This window comes from Pseudocitrobacter sp. 2023LY-00077 (assembly GCF_055796175.1).
On record NZ_JBSPEI010000001.1, the window covers coordinates 169,937 to 185,608 of the forward strand.

Genomic DNA, 15,672 nt, shown 5'->3' on the forward strand with positions numbered 1-15,672 from the left:
GGGGAAGTGCCTGCGCCTACAACGTAAGGAAGTTTATTTATTTGTAAGATAAATGTAAAACTTATGAGCATTAAATGTATAATAAATAGAGGTGGCGGGGCAGAAAGGACAATGCAGGGAGCCGTAAGGAAGCCTCCCTGCAAGGTGCATGAAATCAGGCGTCAGCGAGTTGAAGAGAGGACGCTTCCTCGGCGTCTTTTTTACGCTGCTGTTCGAGCTCCAGCGCGCCGCGATGTGACAGGTAGCAGAACAAAATACAGCAGACAATCCCACCCATCAGCAGATAAAAGCCACCGTGCCAGCCCATTTTATCGACCATCACGCCAAACAGACTGGTACCCAGTGAGGCGCCAAAGATGTAGCTCATAAAACCACGCAAACCGACAGCGGAGCCCACGGCAAAGCTGGGCACAATTTCCATTGTTTGCACCGAAGCAAGAAATTGCGGGACATAAATCAGACAGCCCACGATGGCGGCAAAAACAGTCACCATCAGCAGAGATTCACTTTTCCAGTAGCCAATCAGGCAAACGAAAATCAGCGCCATGCAGATCATCGCCAGTGGCATACGACGCCCTTTAAAGAGCTTATCGGATAACCAACCGGCCAGGAGCGTAGAGGGGATAGCGGCCCATTCAAAAAACAGGAACGCGATGCTCATTTGTTCTTTGGAGAAGTGTTTGACCGTTAGCAGATAAATTGGCAGCCAACTGATCATACCGAATCGCACCATATAGACGAAGACATCCACCAGTGAGACGTACCATGCATTTTTGTTGCGCAGGACGTAGGTGCAGAATATCTGGAACGCGGTCATATTCTCTGGCGCGTTTACCGTATGGCGAGTTTTCAGTACCACTTTTTCTTCCGGCATCATCTCTTCCAGCGCGGGAAGACCTTCCTTACGCGGAGAACCTTTACCCAGAGCCAGCACCACTACGGCAAAAACGACGGCCACGCAGGCCGGGACAATATAGCTGGCGCTTTGCCAGTGCTCGCTGCCCAGAATAGCAAATCCGGCCCCAACGATTGGTGCGACAATACCACCGCCCACGTTATGAGAAATATTCCAGAACGCCCCTACGCGCCCGCGTTCCCGACGAGGGAACCAGTTGGCAATAGTAATAAAAGAGGGGCCAACGCCCATCCCCTGAAACAGACCATTAAGAATAACCAAAGCAGCGAAAATCCAGAAAGCGGTGCTGAAACCCAGGCCTACGTTGACGATGGCGCACAGCACCAGACCCGCAGCCATAAATACTTTCGGGCTGGCTTTATCTGCCAGACTACTCATCACGCCCTTACTGATGCCGTAGGCAATAAGCATACAGCTGCTGAGTAAACCGATCTGGGTTGCGCTGAGATCTAATTGCTCTTTTAAATAGGGCGTCGAGAGAGTGAAGTTATTACGTACTATATAATATGCCAGATAGCCCAAAAATACGCTAAGCAATGCTTGCATCCGGTATCGATTATAGGTTGCCTGAACTTTCTCCGCAGGAACTTTGTCTGCGGATTGTCCTGTTTTAAATATTGATAACATGTCGTCACCTGTACTTTTAATTGATATAGACAGCAGGAGTAATCGACAGAAAGAGTGCGGTAATTACCGTGTGTCTTCAAGTTCATGTAATGTGTCAAAAATGACTCAAATTAATGGGCTGGCTGGATATTTTTGACTCAATTATTAATGAGTGAATGACCTGTTATTCTTTTTGATATCAGATTTATCTTCGTCTTGTGCGGCTATTAACATATTCCGCAACCATCATCTGGTATCCTTATTACGGTTCATCAATGCTTGCGAAGATATCTCCGTGTTCGTCGCAGTCGTTACGGATAATTGAAAACGGGTAAGTTTTGCCACAATTTTTATTTCGCGGGAAATTGAGATTTATGAGAGGGATCACAATCGTGTTTTGTCACCGGCTCAAAACACTCTGCAAAATCGGCGTTTTGTTATCGCTGATTCTGCTTTCCAGGCCGGTGCTGGCACAACATGGCGAACTGGTGATGGCGACAACATTTTCACCCGGCGCTACCGCGTGGATTATTCAGCGCTGGCAAACACAGCCCGACGCCGTGACTATTCGCACACTCAACCGTACCAGCGCTTCTCTGGAGCAATTGCTGGATACGTCTAACGCTGAGAATGTCGATCTTATTCTGACCTCCTCACCGATGCTGCTACAGCATCTTCAGGAACATCAAAAGCTTGCACCACTGGAAGACATTCCACAGAACAGTCAGCGCCTGGTGCCAGAATCGATTCGTTCCACCTCCGTTGCCGTTGCGATTTCGGGGTTTGGCCTGTTGATTAACCGTTCGGCACTGGCTGCACGTCATCTTCCCGCTCCCGCAGATTGGGATGATTTGATGCATCCGCGCTACCAGGGTGCTTTGCTGATGAGTAGCCCGTCCAGATCGGATACCAACCATTTGATGATTGAAGCGCTGTTGCAGCAAAAAGGCTGGGCGCAGGGCTGGGAAACGCTACTGGCGAGCGCCGGCAATTTAGTGACGATTTCATCGAGAAGTTTTGGCGTTGCCGATAAAATTAAGAGCGGGCTCGGCGTCGCCGGGCCGGTTATTGATAACTATGCCAATTTGCTGTTAAACGATCCGCATCTGACGTTTAGCTATTTCCCACAGTCGGCGGTCTCGCCTACCTATGTGGCTGTGCTTAAGAAAAGCCAGCATGCGGGGGAAGCCAGGCGTTTCATGCGTTACCTGCTCAGCCCCGAAGGTCAGCGCATCCTCGCAGACGCCAACACCGGGAAATATCCGGTTACGCCGTTGAGTTCCGGGAATCCAAGAGCCGCGCAGCAGGCCGTGTTGATGAATCAGCCGCCGTTGAACTATCGCCTGATACTGAAACGTCAGCAGTTGGTGCAGCGCATGTTTGATACGGCGATTAGCTTTCGTCTCGCGCAATTAAAAGATGCCTGGCGAGCGCTACACAGTGCTGAAGCGCGACTTAAACGTCCCTTGCCTGAAATTCGTTCGCTGCTTACCCGCGTGCCGGTTGATCCTGCGAGCAGTGAAAATGAAGCCTGGCTGGCGCAGTTCGATAATAAAAGTTTTGCAGAGCAACAAATGATGGAGTGGCAGCTTTGGTTTCTGAATAACCAACGCCAGGCAATCAATAAACTGGAAGAGCTGAAATGAAGGGTAGGTCGCTTCTGCAACGTTTGCGGCAAATGAGCATCAGTAATAGCCTACGTGGCGCTTTTTTAATGGGGGCGCTTCTTACCCTGATTGTCAGCAGCGTTAGTCTTTACTCATGGCATGAACAAAGTTCGCAGATCCGTTATTCACTTGATGAGTATTTTCCGCGTATTCATTCTGCTTTTCAGATTGAGGGAAGCTTAAATCTGGCCGTCGATCAGTTAAACGAGTTTTTACTGGCGCCCAACACCACGGTACGTTTACAGCTGCGAAAGCAGATTATCCAGCAATTAGATAAAATTGAGCGGCTCAGCCAGGGCCTGACGCCCGAGGAGCATCAGCAGCTATCGATGATTTTGCAGGATAGCCGGAAATTGTTATCCGAGCTGGACAGGGCGCTCTATAACATGTTCCTGGTGCGTGAAAAAGTGAGTGAGCTCTCCGCCAGAATTGATTGGCTGCATGATGATTTTACGACCGAACTTAATTCGCTGGTGCAGGATTTTACCTGGCAGCAGGGAACATTGCTCGATCAAATAGAAACACGCCAGGGCGATACCACACAATACCTGAAGCGTTCTCGGGAAGTGCAGAATGAGCAACAGCAGGTCTATACGCTCTCGCGAATTGAAAATCAGATTGTTGACGATCTGCGTGACCGCTTAAACGAACTGAAATCCGGGAATGACGACGGGATGTTGGTCGAGACACATATTCGTTATCTTGAAAACCTCAAGAAAACGGCAGATGAAAATATCCGCGCGCTGGATGACTGGCCCAGCACCATTACGCTGCGACAAACTATCGATGAGCTGCTGGAAATCGGCATGGTGAAGAACAATATGCCTAATACCATGCGTGATTACGTCGCCGCGCAAAAAGCGCTTATCGATGTCAGCCATACCCGTGAAGCAACGCTGGGGCGATTTCGAATATTGCTTGAGACACAGCTCGGTAATAGCCATCAGCAAATGCAACGGTTTAATCAGCGAATGGAACAGATTGTGCGCGTGAGCGGCGGATTAATTCTGGTGGCGACATTTCTCGCGCTGTTGCTGGCATGGGCATTAAACCATTATTTTATTCGATCGCGACTGGTTAAGCGGTTTACCGCGCTGAATCAGGCGGTGGTGCAGATTGGATTGGGCACAACCACCACGGATATCCCTGTATATGGCCGGGATGAACTTGGGCGCATTGCCGGTTTACTGCGTCATACGCTTGGCCTGTTAAATTCGCAAAAACGGCAGCTGGAGCAGGAAATTACCGAGCGAAAAGCCATCGAACAGGATTTACGCTCAACGCAGGATGAACTGATTCAGACGGCAAAACTGGCGATGGTCGGGCAAACGATGACTACGCTTGCGCATGAAATTAATCAGCCACTGAATGCGTTATCGATGTATTTGTATACTGCGGGCCGTGCTATCGATATGGGGCAAACCGATCAGGCCAAGGCAACCTTGCTTAAAGGAGAGGGGCTGGTCAGCCGGATTGGCGCCATCATACGGTCATTGCGGCAATTCACGCGGCGAGCGGATCAGGATATTGCGCTAAAACCCGTCGACTTGACGCAGACCTTTAATGCAGCCTGGGAATTACTCGCTATGCGCCATAAACCGCAGCAAGCAGTAATGAATCTGCCCGAGAGAAATGCATGGGTGTCCGGGGAAGACGTTCGCCTGCAACAAGTTCTGGTGAACGTTCTGGCGAACGCCCTTGATGCGTGTCCTGGCGGCGCGGAAATTACCGTAAGCTGGCAAACAGAGGGAAACACACTCTGTGTGTTTATTGCCGATAATGGCCCTGGGTGGCCCGAATATTTGCTGCCGACGCTGTTGAAGCCTTTTACGACCAGTAAAGATGTTGGGCTGGGCATTGGTTTATCGATTTGCGTCTCGCTCATGACGCAAATGGGGGGAGAGCTGCGTCTGGCATCGACCGTAACAAAAAATGCCTGCGTGGTGCTGGAATTCAAAATAATGGAAGTAAGCGATGTCGAGTAACGATTTTTCCATTCTGCTGATCGATGATGATGCTGATGTGCTGGATGCCTATACTCTTCTGCTTGAACAGGCGGGTTACCGCATTTTTGTGTGTAATAACCCGCTGGATGCACAGCAATGGATTCAGAAAGACTGGCCAGGGATTGTGCTCAGCGATGTCTGTATGCCGGGATGCTCTGGCATCGATTTAATGACGCTGCTGCATCGTGATGATAAACAGTTGCCCATCTTACTGATTACCGGTCATGGCGATGTCCCAATGGCCGTAGAGGCGGTGAAAAAGGGGGCCTGGGACTTCCTGCAAAAACCCGTAGAACCTGGAAAATTACTGACTCTGGTTGATATCGCGCTACGTCATCGGAAGTCGGTTATCGCCCGCCGTTTACGCCACCAACAAAGATTACAGGTTGAGGTGGTAGGGCGCAGCGAATGGACGCAACGCTTCCGACAGCGTCTTGAGCAACTCAGCGAAACGGACATTGCCGTCTGGTTTCATGGAGAAGCGGGAACCGGGCGTATGACAGGTGCGCGTTATCTCCATCAGTTAGGGCGCAATGCAGACGGGCCGTTCATCTGTCATGAAGTGATGCCAGAAAATAAGACTCTGTTTCAGGAGATCGTTGCACAGGCTTACGGTGGCACGCTGGTTTTGAGTCGTCCTGAGAATCTGAGTCGCGAGCAACAATATCAACTTGCGCAGCTTCAAAGTCTGGAACAACGTCCGTTCCGTTTGATTGGTATCAGCCACTCTTCTCTGGTTGAGTTAGCCGCCGCCAATAATATCGTTGCTGAGCTTTATTACTGTTTCGCCATGACGCAAATTGTCTGTCAGCCCTTATCACAGCGCCTGGACGATATAGAGCCTCTATTTCATTACTATTTAAACAAGGCCTGCCAGCGGCTAAATCATCCTGTTCCCGAAGTAGGGGCCGAAATCCTTAAAAGAATGTTGCGCAGAGGGTGGTCAAATAATATCCGTGAACTGGCAAATGCTGCTGAATTATTTGCGGTTGGCGTTTTGCCGCTGGCGGAAGTGGCTAATCCTCACATGCATGTCAGTGAACCGACGCCACTGGATCGGCGCATTGACGAAATTGAACGGCAGATCATTACTGAGGCGTTGAATATTCATCAGGGAAGAATTAACGAAGTCGCAGAGTATTTGCAAATTCCGCGCAAAAAGCTGTATCTGCGAATGAAAAAGCATGGCCTGAGTAAAGAGCATTACAAGATGTAGTGGAACGAAAATGATGGCAGGCGGGGATACATGGTGTCCCCTGCAGGAATCGAACCTGCAACTAGCCCTTAGGAGGGGCTCGTTATATCCATTTAACTAAGGGGACGAAGCGGCACGAGTATAGCGTTTTTTGCCCTGCCGGGTAAGTCTCGTGCCGCTTAACTGCTCAAAGCATCGCCATTTAGCGCTGTTTTTTCGACATTTTTTGCTGGCTATCGGGCTGTTTTGCCTCTTCCTTGCGCTTGTTACTCATATCATTGCGAATTTGCGCGTGGCTCATCAGCGCGAAGATAAAGGTGCCGCCGCAAATGTTTCCGGCAAGGGTGGGCAGGGCGAAAGGCCAGAAGAATTCGCTCCAGTGCACGGTGCCGTTGAAGACCAGATAGAGGATCTCGACCGAACCGACCACGATATGCGTGGTGTCTCCCAGTGCGATAAGCCAGGTCATCAGAATAATGACCACAATTTTCGCCGCACCGGCGGCGGGGAACATCCATACCATCGTTGCGATAAGCCAGCCGGAAATAATGGCATTGGCAAACATCTCGCCAGGGCTGTTTTTCATCACGTCCATGCCGATTTTGACAAACGCGTCGCGCGTCTCTTCATCAAATATCGGCATATACTCAAACGCCCATGCCGCTACGCCGGTGCCCAGCACGTTGCCAAAAAGCACGATGCCCCACAGGCGCATCAACAGGCCGAAATTACCGGTCGTCGGTTTCTGCATGACCGGCAGAACCGCGGTGACGGTGTTCTCTGTGAAAAGCTGCTGGCGCGCCATGATGACAATAATGAAGCCGAAGGTGTAGCCGAGATTCTCCAGCAGAAAACTACCGGGCACGCCGTCCAGCTGGACGTGAAAAATGCCTTTTGCCAGCAGCGAAGCCCCCATTGAAAGCCCGGCGGCGATGGCGGACCACAGCAGCGCCATGGCGTCGCGCTCCAGCTCTTTTTCGCCGTCCTGGCGGATATGCTCGTGGATAGCCATCGCGCGCGAGGGAAGACGCTCTTCGTCTATCTCAATTTTCTTCCCGCTTTGCTTCTCTTCGCTTTCGACTTCCAGCTCGTCGCTGTGACCGTCAATTTTATCGTCTTTGAGGTTATCCATCGCGTTGTCCTTTTCTGTACACAAACCTGTTAAAGCGTAGCGGTTTTTGTAACAGTCAGGTCGGGAGTTATTCTGAAATGACAAGAATGGTAACGTTTAATGTCAACGGCTTCGGTAGAATAGATATGCACAATGCGGCGGTTACCAGGCTAAAATTAGAGCAACGAGACCGCGAATATAGACATCATTCGACGTGCTGTTACAATCGCTCACACCTAAACAGGCGGACACTCATGCGTTCCGTCATGGATGGCAATCAGCGATAGCCATAATTAACAGGGAGACACTTATGAAGCTTCGCCTGTCGGCGGTTGCGCTGGGCACCACACTGCTTGTCGGGTGTGCGAGTTCCGGCACTGAACAGCAAGGGCGGTCAGACCCTCTGGAAGGTTTTAACCGCTCGATGTACAACTTCAACTTTAACGTGCTGGACCCTTATGTGCTGCGTCCGGTGGCCGTTGCGTGGCGCGACTATGTTCCACAGCCCGCGCGTACCGGCCTGGGTAACTTCACCAGTAACCTGGAAGAGCCCGCCGTGATGGCTAACTACTTCCTGCAGGGCGATCCCTACCAGGGGATGGTGCACTTTACGCGCTTCTTCCTGAACACCATTCTGGGGATGGGCGGCTTTATTGATGTGGCCGGTATGGCAAACCCGAAACTGCAGCGCGTAGAACCGCACCGCTTCGGCAGTACGCTGGGGCACTATGGCGTCGGTTACGGCCCGTATATGCAACTGCCATTCTACGGAAGTTTCACCCTGCGTGATGAGGGGGGCGATATGGCCGATACGCTGTATCCGGTGCTCTCCTGGCTGACCTGGCCCATGTCTATCGGTAAATGGGCGGTGGAAGGTGTGGAAACGCGAGCTCAGTTGCTCGACTCCGATGGCCTGCTGCGTCAGTCCTCTGACCCGTACATTCTGGTACGTGAAGCTTACTTCCAGCGCCACGACTTTATCGCCAACGGCGGTAAGCTGAAACCGGAAGAGAATCCGAACGCCCAGGCGATTAAGGATGATTTGAAAGATATCGATTCTGAATAAATCGCAGGGTATAGATAAAGAAAAGGTGAGCACTGAGGCTCACCTTTTTTATTGGGGTAAAACTTAGAAGCGGTAGTTGAAGTTGGTACCGAACAGCCAGGCTTTACCTTCAGATTTAAAGGTGTACGGGCCTTCCTGGAATTTAACGCTCTGTCCGTGCATGTAGGATACGCCCACATCAACAGACGCATCTTCATTAAGCGCATAGGTCGTACCGGCGCTCAGCCACAGGCGGTCCTGATCCGGAATAGAGATTGAACGATAGTTAGACGGAACCGGGCTATCATCGAAGGCGATACCGGTACGGAAGGTCCAGTTATCGTCATAGTAATAGGTGGTACCCAGCGCCAGGCGCCATGCATCTTTAAAGTTCTCGTCTTTCTGGAACAGCGTGCCGCTGCTGTTGGTTGCTTTCAGTTCTTCGAACTGGCTCCAGCTGGTGTAGGTTGCGCTATAGTGGATAGCCCACTGCGGAGCCACACGGTTGTAACCGGAGATTTCCCACATTTCTGGCAGATTCAGCGTCAGAGAACCGTTGGTGGTGCTGCCATTGGTGCCTGCCGGAAGGCCGAAATTACCGAGGATTTGGTTATATGCGGACGGCAGGTCGCTCTTATAATCGCCATCAAAGTCGATTTTCACTTCAGAACGATAGGTGAAGCCGTAACGGTTATTCTTATCCAGTTCAAACAGAATACCGGCGTTCCAGCCAAAGCCCCATTCGTCACCTTTCAGGTGCGCGATTTTAGTATCCGCCGGGATCTGGCCTACCTGGCCTGCCAGAGCCGGAGGAAGCACGCCAGAGCCTGCAACGATCTGACCTAAATCACCCGCATAGCGGTCGATCTTTGCACGGGCATAAACAGCGTTAACACCGGCCCCGAAGCTCCACTGACTGCTGAGGCGGTATGCGCCGCTCAGATTCAGGTTCACGGTTTGCAGGTCGGTTGTACCGCCGTACGCGCCAGCGGCGTAGGTGTCGTTAAACTCGGTTGCCAGACCATAGTTAGAGGTCACGGAAGCCCCCCAACCGAACTGATCGTTGATAGGCATCACGAAGTGAACGTTTGGCACCCATGCGGTAGGCGCAATGTTATCCGCTTTCAGACTGTTGCCGGTTGGCGAACGGCCTGAAACGTTTACATCCGGGTCAATATAAACCGCACCGGCAGAAAACGTCGGGCGATCAAACATCATAATCAGCGCGGGGTTACGGCTGGCGTTGCCTGCATCGTCAGCGATGGCACCTTCACCGGAATAGGCGCGGCCCAGACCAGAGGAAGAAAACTCATTAAGCTGGAAGCCTGCAGACCAGGCGTGGGTAGAAACGAGTGCCACTGCGACTGCGAGAGCAGACTTTGTAAACCGGGTTTTCTGGCTCATGACCATAACCTCATTGAGTTATTTTTATACAAAAAATGTTACATGTAGTAACAGAAGCGCGAAGTGTAGGGGCTGGACTACGTCAGAGAAATCAGACCAGTGACGAGAGTATAGGTCTGACCAGATGTGATGTTGCAATATTGTTTCTCAGATTTTACGCAGATGATCACCGAAACGGGATCTGGTTAGCAAATTTGGTGAGGTCGAGCTTCATCTGTTTGGGTGATTTTTGTTTTAGATCATTTTTAAGTGTGATTTCGGTCACTTATCTCAATTGGCATAATTAACAACTGGAGGGAGCTTTCCGGGGAGCGTAAAATAACGGCATCGTTTATCTGGCACCTTCGCGTGCATATACAGAGGAAATCTACAATGAGTAAATGCAGTGCTGATGAAACCCCGGTTTGCTGCTGTATGGATGTTGGTACCATCATGGACAACTCCGATTGCACAGCCTCCTATAGCCGCGTTTTTGCAACTCGCGCTGAAGCTGAAGAAACCCTCGCTGCGCTGACTGAACGCGCGCGTGGCGTTGAATCCGATCCGTGCGTCATCACCCCGGTCTTCAAAGACGTTGAGGGCGGCGTACAGATGGATATCGATTTTGTTTTTGCCTGCGAAGCAGAAACGCTGATCTTCCAGCTGGGTCTGCGTTAATCCTTCCCAAACGCCTCTGCGATGCAGGGGCGTTTTCTTTTCCCCCTCCAGTGTGTTTTAGCTCCCATTTTTCTCTCTCTCCGATTGGCTTAATGTAAAAAATTAGTTAAGACTGTTATCAGGTCCGACCACTTTGGTTTTATCTTTTAACAGGGGAGTTTTATGAGTCAGGCATTACCGCTTATCACCCGTCAGGGCGATCGCATTGCCATTGTCAGTGGTTTACGTACCCCATTTGCCCGTCAGGCCACCGCCTTTCACGGCGTACCGGCGATTGACCTCGGCAAAATGGTCGTGGGCGAAATGCTGGCGCGTAGCGAAATTCCCCCTGAAATGATCGAACAACTGGTCTTCGGCCAGGTTGTTCAGATGCCAGAAGCGCCAAACATTGCCCGCGAAATTGTCCTCGGTACGGGGATGAACGTGCATACGGATGCCTACAGCGTTAGTCGCGCCTGCGCTACCAGTTTTCAGGCGGTCGCCAACGTGGCCGAAAGCCTGATGGCAGGGACTATTCGCGCGGGTATTGCGGGCGGGGCGGATTCCTCTTCCGTGCTGCCGATTGGCGTCAGCAAAAAGCTGGCGCGAACGCTGGTGGATGCCAATAAAGCGCGTACGCTTGGGCAGCGTCTGAAACTCTTTTCCCGCCTTAAGCTGCGCGACCTGATGCCGGTCCCCCCGGCGGTTGCGGAGTATTCTACCGGCCTGCGGATGGGCGATACGGCTGAACAGATGGCGAAGACGTACCACATCACGCGTGAACAGCAGGATGCGCTGGCACATCGCTCGCATCAACTGGCAGCACAGGCGTGGGCGGAAGGCAAACTGGCGGATGAAGTAATGACGGCCTACGCGCCGCCGTTCCGCGACCCGCTGGAGCAGGACAACAACATACGCGGCACCTCGACGCTGGCGGATTACGCCAAACTGCGCCCGGCATTCGACCGTAAACATGGTTCTGTTACGGCGGCCAACAGTACGCCGCTGACCGATGGCGCGGCGGCGGTGATATTAATGACCGAATCGCGTGCCCGCGAGCTGGGCTTAACGCCGCTGGGCTATCTGCGCAGCTACGCGTTTACCGCCATTGAGGTGCAGCAGGATATGCTGCTCGGCCCGGCATGGGCCACGCCGCTGGCGCTCGATCGTGCGGGCCTCACCCTCGCAGATTTAACGTTGTTTGATATGCATGAAGCGTTTGCCGCACAAACGCTGGCGAATATTCAGTGCCTCGCAAGCGATCGGTTTGCCCGCGACGTGCTGGGGCGTGCTCAGGCCACCGGTGAGATTGACGAAAGCAAATTCAACGTTCTGGGCGGATCGATAGCCTATGGGCACCCCTTTGCCGCCACTGGCGCGCGAATGATCACGCAAACGCTCAATGAGTTACGCCGCCGGGGAGGCGGTTTTGGCCTGGTCACCGCCTGTGCGGCGGGTGGTTTGGGCGCGGCAATGGTACTGGAGGCTGAATAATGACGACAATATCCGCATTTTCTCTCACCGTTCGCCCGGATAACGTCGCCATAATTACCATCGATGTGCCGGACGAGAAAATGAATACCCTGAAGGCTGAGTTTGGCACGCAGGTGCGGGCTATCCTCAAGCAAATTCGCGACAACAAAGCGCTTCAGGGCGTGGTGATTACCTCTGCCAAGCCTGACAACTTTATTGCCGGGGCCGATATCAACATGATTGGCAACTGTGCCAGCGCGCAGGAAGCCGAAGGGCTGGCGCGGCAGGGGCAGCAGATCATGGCGGAGCTGAACGGCTTGTCTCTCCCGGTGATCGCCGCCATTCACGGGGCGTGCCTTGGCGGCGGGCTGGAGCTGGCGCTTGCCTGTCACGGGCGCGTCTGTTCTGACGATCCTAAAACGGTGCTTGGGTTACCGGAAGTGCAGCTTGGTCTGCTGCCGGGCTCTGGCGGTACCCAGCGATTGCCGCGCCTGGTTGGCGTGAGTACGGCGCTGGATATGATCCTGACGGGGAAGCAACTGCGCGCGCGTCAGGCGCTGAAGGTTGGGCTGGTGGATGACGTGGTGCCGCAGACCATCTTGCTGGAAGCCGCGGTTGAGCTGGCAAAGCAAGCGCCATCACGCTCACGCCATCTGCCGGTAAAAGAGCGCATTCTCGCGGGCCCCCTGGGGCGCAATATTCTCTTTACGCTTGCCGGAAAGAAAACCGAGCAGAAAACGCACGGTAACTATCCGGCGACCAAAAAGATTCTGGAAGTGATTGAAACCGGGCTGGCGCAGGGCACCAGCAGCGGCTATGACGCGGAAGCGCGCGCGTTTGGCGAGCTGGCGATGACCTCACAGTCTAAAGCGCTGCGGCATATTTTCTTCGCCAGTACGGAGATCAAAAAAGATCCGGGTGCCAGCGTCGAGGCCGGACCATTGCGTGCGGTGGGGATCTTAGGCGGCGGCCTGATGGGCGGGGGGATCGCCTTCGTGACCGCGACCAAAGGCAAACTTCCGGTACGTATCAAAGACATCAATGCTAAGGGCATCAACCATGCGTTGAAGTACAGCTGGGAGCTGCTTGATAACAAGGTGCGTCGCCGCCATATCAAGGCTAATGAGCGTGATAGCCAGCTGGCGTTGATTTCCGGATCGACCGATTATCGCGGATTTGCGCATCGGGATCTGGTCATTGAGGCGGTGTTTGAAGATCTGGTGCTGAAACAGAAGATGGTCAGTGAAGTCGAGCAGCAGTGCGCGCCGCATACGGTCTTTGCGTCGAATACGTCGTCGCTGCCGATTGGCGATATTGCCGCCCAGGCGCAACGGCCTGAACAGGTCATCGGCCTGCACTTTTTCAGCCCGGTCGAAAAAATGCCGCTGGTGGAGGTTATCCCCCACGCGACAACCTCTGAGCAGACTATCGCCACCACGGTGAAGCTTGCGAAGAAACAGGGGAAAATGCCGATTGTGGTGGCCGATCGCGCTGGGTTCTATGTAAACCGTATTTTAGCGCCGTACATTAACGAAGCGATGCGTATGCTGACCGATGGCGAACGCATCGAAGATATTGATAATGCTCTGGTTAAATTCGGTTTTCCCGTTGGGCCCATCCAGCTTTTGGATGAGGTGGGAATTGATACAGGCACCAAAATTATGCCGGTGCTGGAAGCGGCGTATGGGGATCGTTTCAGCGCCCCTGCAACGCTTATTTCAGCGATTTTGAACGACGATCGCAAAGGCAGAAAAAACGGTCGTGGATTCTATCTTTATGGCCCAAAAGGGCGTACAAGCAAGAAACAGCCGGATAGTGCAATTTATTCGTTGCCGGGAATGGCGTCGCGTAACAGCCAGCTTTCGCCGCAACAGATAGCCGAACGCTGCGTGTTGCTGATGCTCAACGAAGCGGCGCGCTGCTTTGATGAACGCGTGATCCGCAGCGCGCGCGATGGCGACATTGGCGCGGTGTTTGGCATTGGTTTTCCACCGTTCTTAGGTGGCCCGTTCCGTTACATGGATTCGTTGGGCGCGGGTGAAGTGGTTGCCAGATTGCAACGACTGACGACGCAGTACGGTCCACGTTTTACGCCATGCGAGGCGTTAGTCGCTATGGCAGAGCGGGGAGAAACTTTTTGGTCTCCCGTGGAAACTGGCTTACAGGCTTGAGGTCAAAGGTATATCTTTCGGCGAGTGACGTTGTCCCGGTCAGTTCTGGTTATTTTGTAAACAAAGATTGACTATACTTACGCCATTAAGGTAAAAGACAGCGTTTCATTCATTGGATGGATCAGGCACAATGCCCGGCTACCGAAACATCGCAGGTCTCGTTGCCTGCGATATTGATCGGTGCTTCTGTTTAACAAAAGCGGTGCAATATGCAAGTTTTTATTATGCGTCACGGCGACGCTGCTCTTGAAGCAGCCAGTGACTCGGTTCGTCCTCTTACGGGATGTGGTTGTGATGAATCCCGTCAGATGGCAACCTGGCTGAAAGGCCAAAAAGTGGATATTGAACGTGTTCTGGTTAGCCCGTTCCTGCGTGCGGAGCAGACTCTTGATGTGGTAGGGGAGTGCATGCACCTGCCTGAAGATGTCGAAGTGCTGCCTGAACTGACACCATGCGGCGATATCGGCCTCGTCGGCGCGTATCTGCAAGCGCTGGCGAACGAGGGTGTCGCGTCCGTGCTGGTGATATCCCATCTGCCACTGGTTGGCTACCTGGTCTCTGAACTCTGCCCTGGCGAAACGCCGCCAATGTTCACCACCTCTGCAATCGCCTGCGTCACGCTGGAAGCTGACGGGCTGGGCGTTTTCAAATGGCAAATGAGCCCCTGCAATCTGAAAATGGCGAAAGCGATTTAAGATCCTGCCTGATGTTGTGCCGGATGGCGCTTGCGCTTATCCGGCCTACAGGTATACCCGAGTTGCCATCCGGCAACGCTTTGCGCCTACGGCAACTCCGGCGGTAGCCACTCTTCCACTTCAATCAGCACCAGCAGCGCGGCGTCTCCGCCATACTCTTTCGATGCCTGATGAAATGCCATGACGTGCGGATGCTGCGCCAGCCACAGCGGCGTTTGCTGTTTAAGAATATGCTTTCCGTGTCCGTGCATTACGCAGGCGCAAAACACATGTTCGCGGCGGCAGGCGGCAATCAGCGCGCCCAGCTCCTGCTTGGCCTGTTGTTGCGTCAACCCGTGCAAATCCAGAAACAGCTCCGGGGAGTAATCGCCACGGCGCAGTTTTTTCAGCTCGAAATGGCTGACGCCTTCTCGCACGTACCTTACCGGCCCTTCGCTATTCAGCAGCGGTTGAAACTCGTCGGAAAAATAGTGGCTGTTGTCCACCTGCTCCTGAATCAGCCGTTTCACCGGCACTTCACTCACTTTCTTACGTAACGGGCGATGGACAATGGTGTCCTGCTTAATTTTGCGCGTCCCCGTCATCAGTTGCTGAAACAGCGCCTGATCCTCCTCGCTAAGTGATGCTTTCTTTTTCATCGATTCTTCTCATCTGGCATTTCCGTTAGTTTACCTTCTGAATGCGGCGGTTGGCAGTGAAAACGGTTTTTTCCCCTGTCGCCTGCGCAAGAATGCTGATTTATCGGCG

The 15,672-nt window shown here is 52.8% G+C and carries 12 protein-coding genes and 1 tRNA gene; 8 read left to right on the top strand and 5 right to left on the bottom strand.

Annotated features, from left to right (window positions below; genetic code table 11):
• Positions 1-154 precede the first annotated feature (154 nt).
• The gene (gene pgtP, locus ACWWFX_RS00850; RefSeq protein ID WP_276219684.1) at positions 155-1,543 is read right to left on the bottom strand and encodes a phosphoglycerate transporter PgtP; all 1,389 of its coding nucleotides are present in this window, start codon (positions 1,541-1,543) and stop codon (positions 155-157) included.
• A 413-nt stretch (positions 1,544-1,956) separates the two neighbouring features.
• On the opposite strand from pgtP, the gene pgtC reads away from it, so the two are divergent.
• Genes pgtC through pgtA form a run of 3 tightly spaced genes read left to right on the top strand, consistent with a single transcriptional unit; the run spans position 1,957 to position 6,411 of the window.
• On the top strand, positions 1,957-3,168 hold the full coding sequence (pgtC, locus tag ACWWFX_RS00855; protein ID WP_473223136.1) for a phosphoglycerate transport regulator PgtC: 1,212 nt from the start codon (positions 1,957-1,959) through the stop codon (positions 3,166-3,168).
• Positions 3,165-5,174, top strand: coding sequence for a two-component system sensor histidine kinase PgtB (gene pgtB, locus ACWWFX_RS00860; protein ID WP_473222983.1), 2,010 nt, complete (start codon positions 3,165-3,167; stop codon positions 5,172-5,174). The genes pgtC and pgtB overlap by 4 nt, the downstream gene beginning before the upstream one ends.
• Positions 5,164-6,411: a two-component system response regulator PgtA gene (pgtA, locus tag ACWWFX_RS00865; protein WP_276219688.1), complete on the top strand. Its 1,248-nt coding sequence runs from the start codon at positions 5,164-5,166 to the stop codon at positions 6,409-6,411. The genes pgtB and pgtA overlap by 11 nt, the downstream gene beginning before the upstream one ends.
• Positions 6,412-6,442: 31 nt before the next feature.
• Here pgtA and ACWWFX_RS00870 read toward each other — a convergent pair.
• Positions 6,443-6,517: transfer RNA gene (locus tag ACWWFX_RS00870), tRNA-Arg, on the bottom strand.
• Between the two features lie 75 nt (positions 6,518-6,592).
• Positions 6,593-7,522 (bottom strand): formate/nitrite transporter family protein, encoded by a 930-nt coding sequence (locus tag ACWWFX_RS00875; protein ID WP_473222984.1) that lies wholly within the window; start codon positions 7,520-7,522, stop codon positions 6,593-6,595.
• A gap of 289 nt (positions 7,523-7,811) precedes the next feature.
• On the opposite strand from ACWWFX_RS00875, the gene mlaA reads away from it, so the two are divergent.
• Entirely contained in the window at positions 7,812-8,567 is a 756-nt protein-coding gene (gene mlaA / locus ACWWFX_RS00880; RefSeq protein WP_231826616.1) for a phospholipid-binding lipoprotein MlaA, read from the top strand.
• A 63-nt stretch (positions 8,568-8,630) separates the two neighbouring features.
• Here the strand turns inward: mlaA and fadL are convergent, their stop codons facing one another.
• Positions 8,631-9,950, bottom strand: coding sequence for a long-chain fatty acid transporter FadL (fadL, locus tag ACWWFX_RS00885; protein WP_276219693.1), 1,320 nt, complete (start codon positions 9,948-9,950; stop codon positions 8,631-8,633).
• Between the two features lie 372 nt (positions 9,951-10,322).
• Between fadL and ACWWFX_RS00890 the strand changes: the two genes are divergently transcribed.
• From ACWWFX_RS00890 to sixA, 4 genes are all read left to right on the top strand, one after another.
• The gene (locus ACWWFX_RS00890; protein ID WP_015963594.1) at positions 10,323-10,607 is read left to right on the top strand and encodes a YfcZ/YiiS family protein; all 285 of its coding nucleotides are present in this window, start codon (positions 10,323-10,325) and stop codon (positions 10,605-10,607) included.
• Positions 10,608-10,769: 162 nt separating this feature from the next.
• Complete coding sequence (gene fadI, locus ACWWFX_RS00895; RefSeq protein ID WP_276219695.1) at positions 10,770-12,080, top strand: acetyl-CoA C-acyltransferase FadI; 1,311 nt, start codon at positions 10,770-10,772, stop codon at positions 12,078-12,080.
• Positions 12,080-14,230, top strand: a complete 2,151-nt coding sequence (gene fadJ / locus ACWWFX_RS00900; protein ID WP_473222985.1) for a fatty acid oxidation complex subunit alpha FadJ — start codon at positions 12,080-12,082, stop codon at positions 14,228-14,230. The genes fadI and fadJ overlap by 1 nt, the downstream gene beginning before the upstream one ends.
• Before the next feature lie 209 nt (positions 14,231-14,439).
• Positions 14,440-14,925, top strand: a complete 486-nt coding sequence (gene sixA / locus ACWWFX_RS00905) for a phosphohistidine phosphatase SixA (protein WP_149461970.1) — start codon at positions 14,440-14,442, stop codon at positions 14,923-14,925.
• Between the two features lie 86 nt (positions 14,926-15,011).
• On the opposite strand, the gene smrB is transcribed toward sixA, so the two are convergent.
• On the bottom strand, positions 15,012-15,563 hold the full coding sequence (gene smrB / locus ACWWFX_RS00910; protein WP_015963598.1) for an endonuclease SmrB: 552 nt from the start codon (positions 15,561-15,563) through the stop codon (positions 15,012-15,014).
• Between the last annotated feature and the right edge of the window lie 109 nt (positions 15,564-15,672).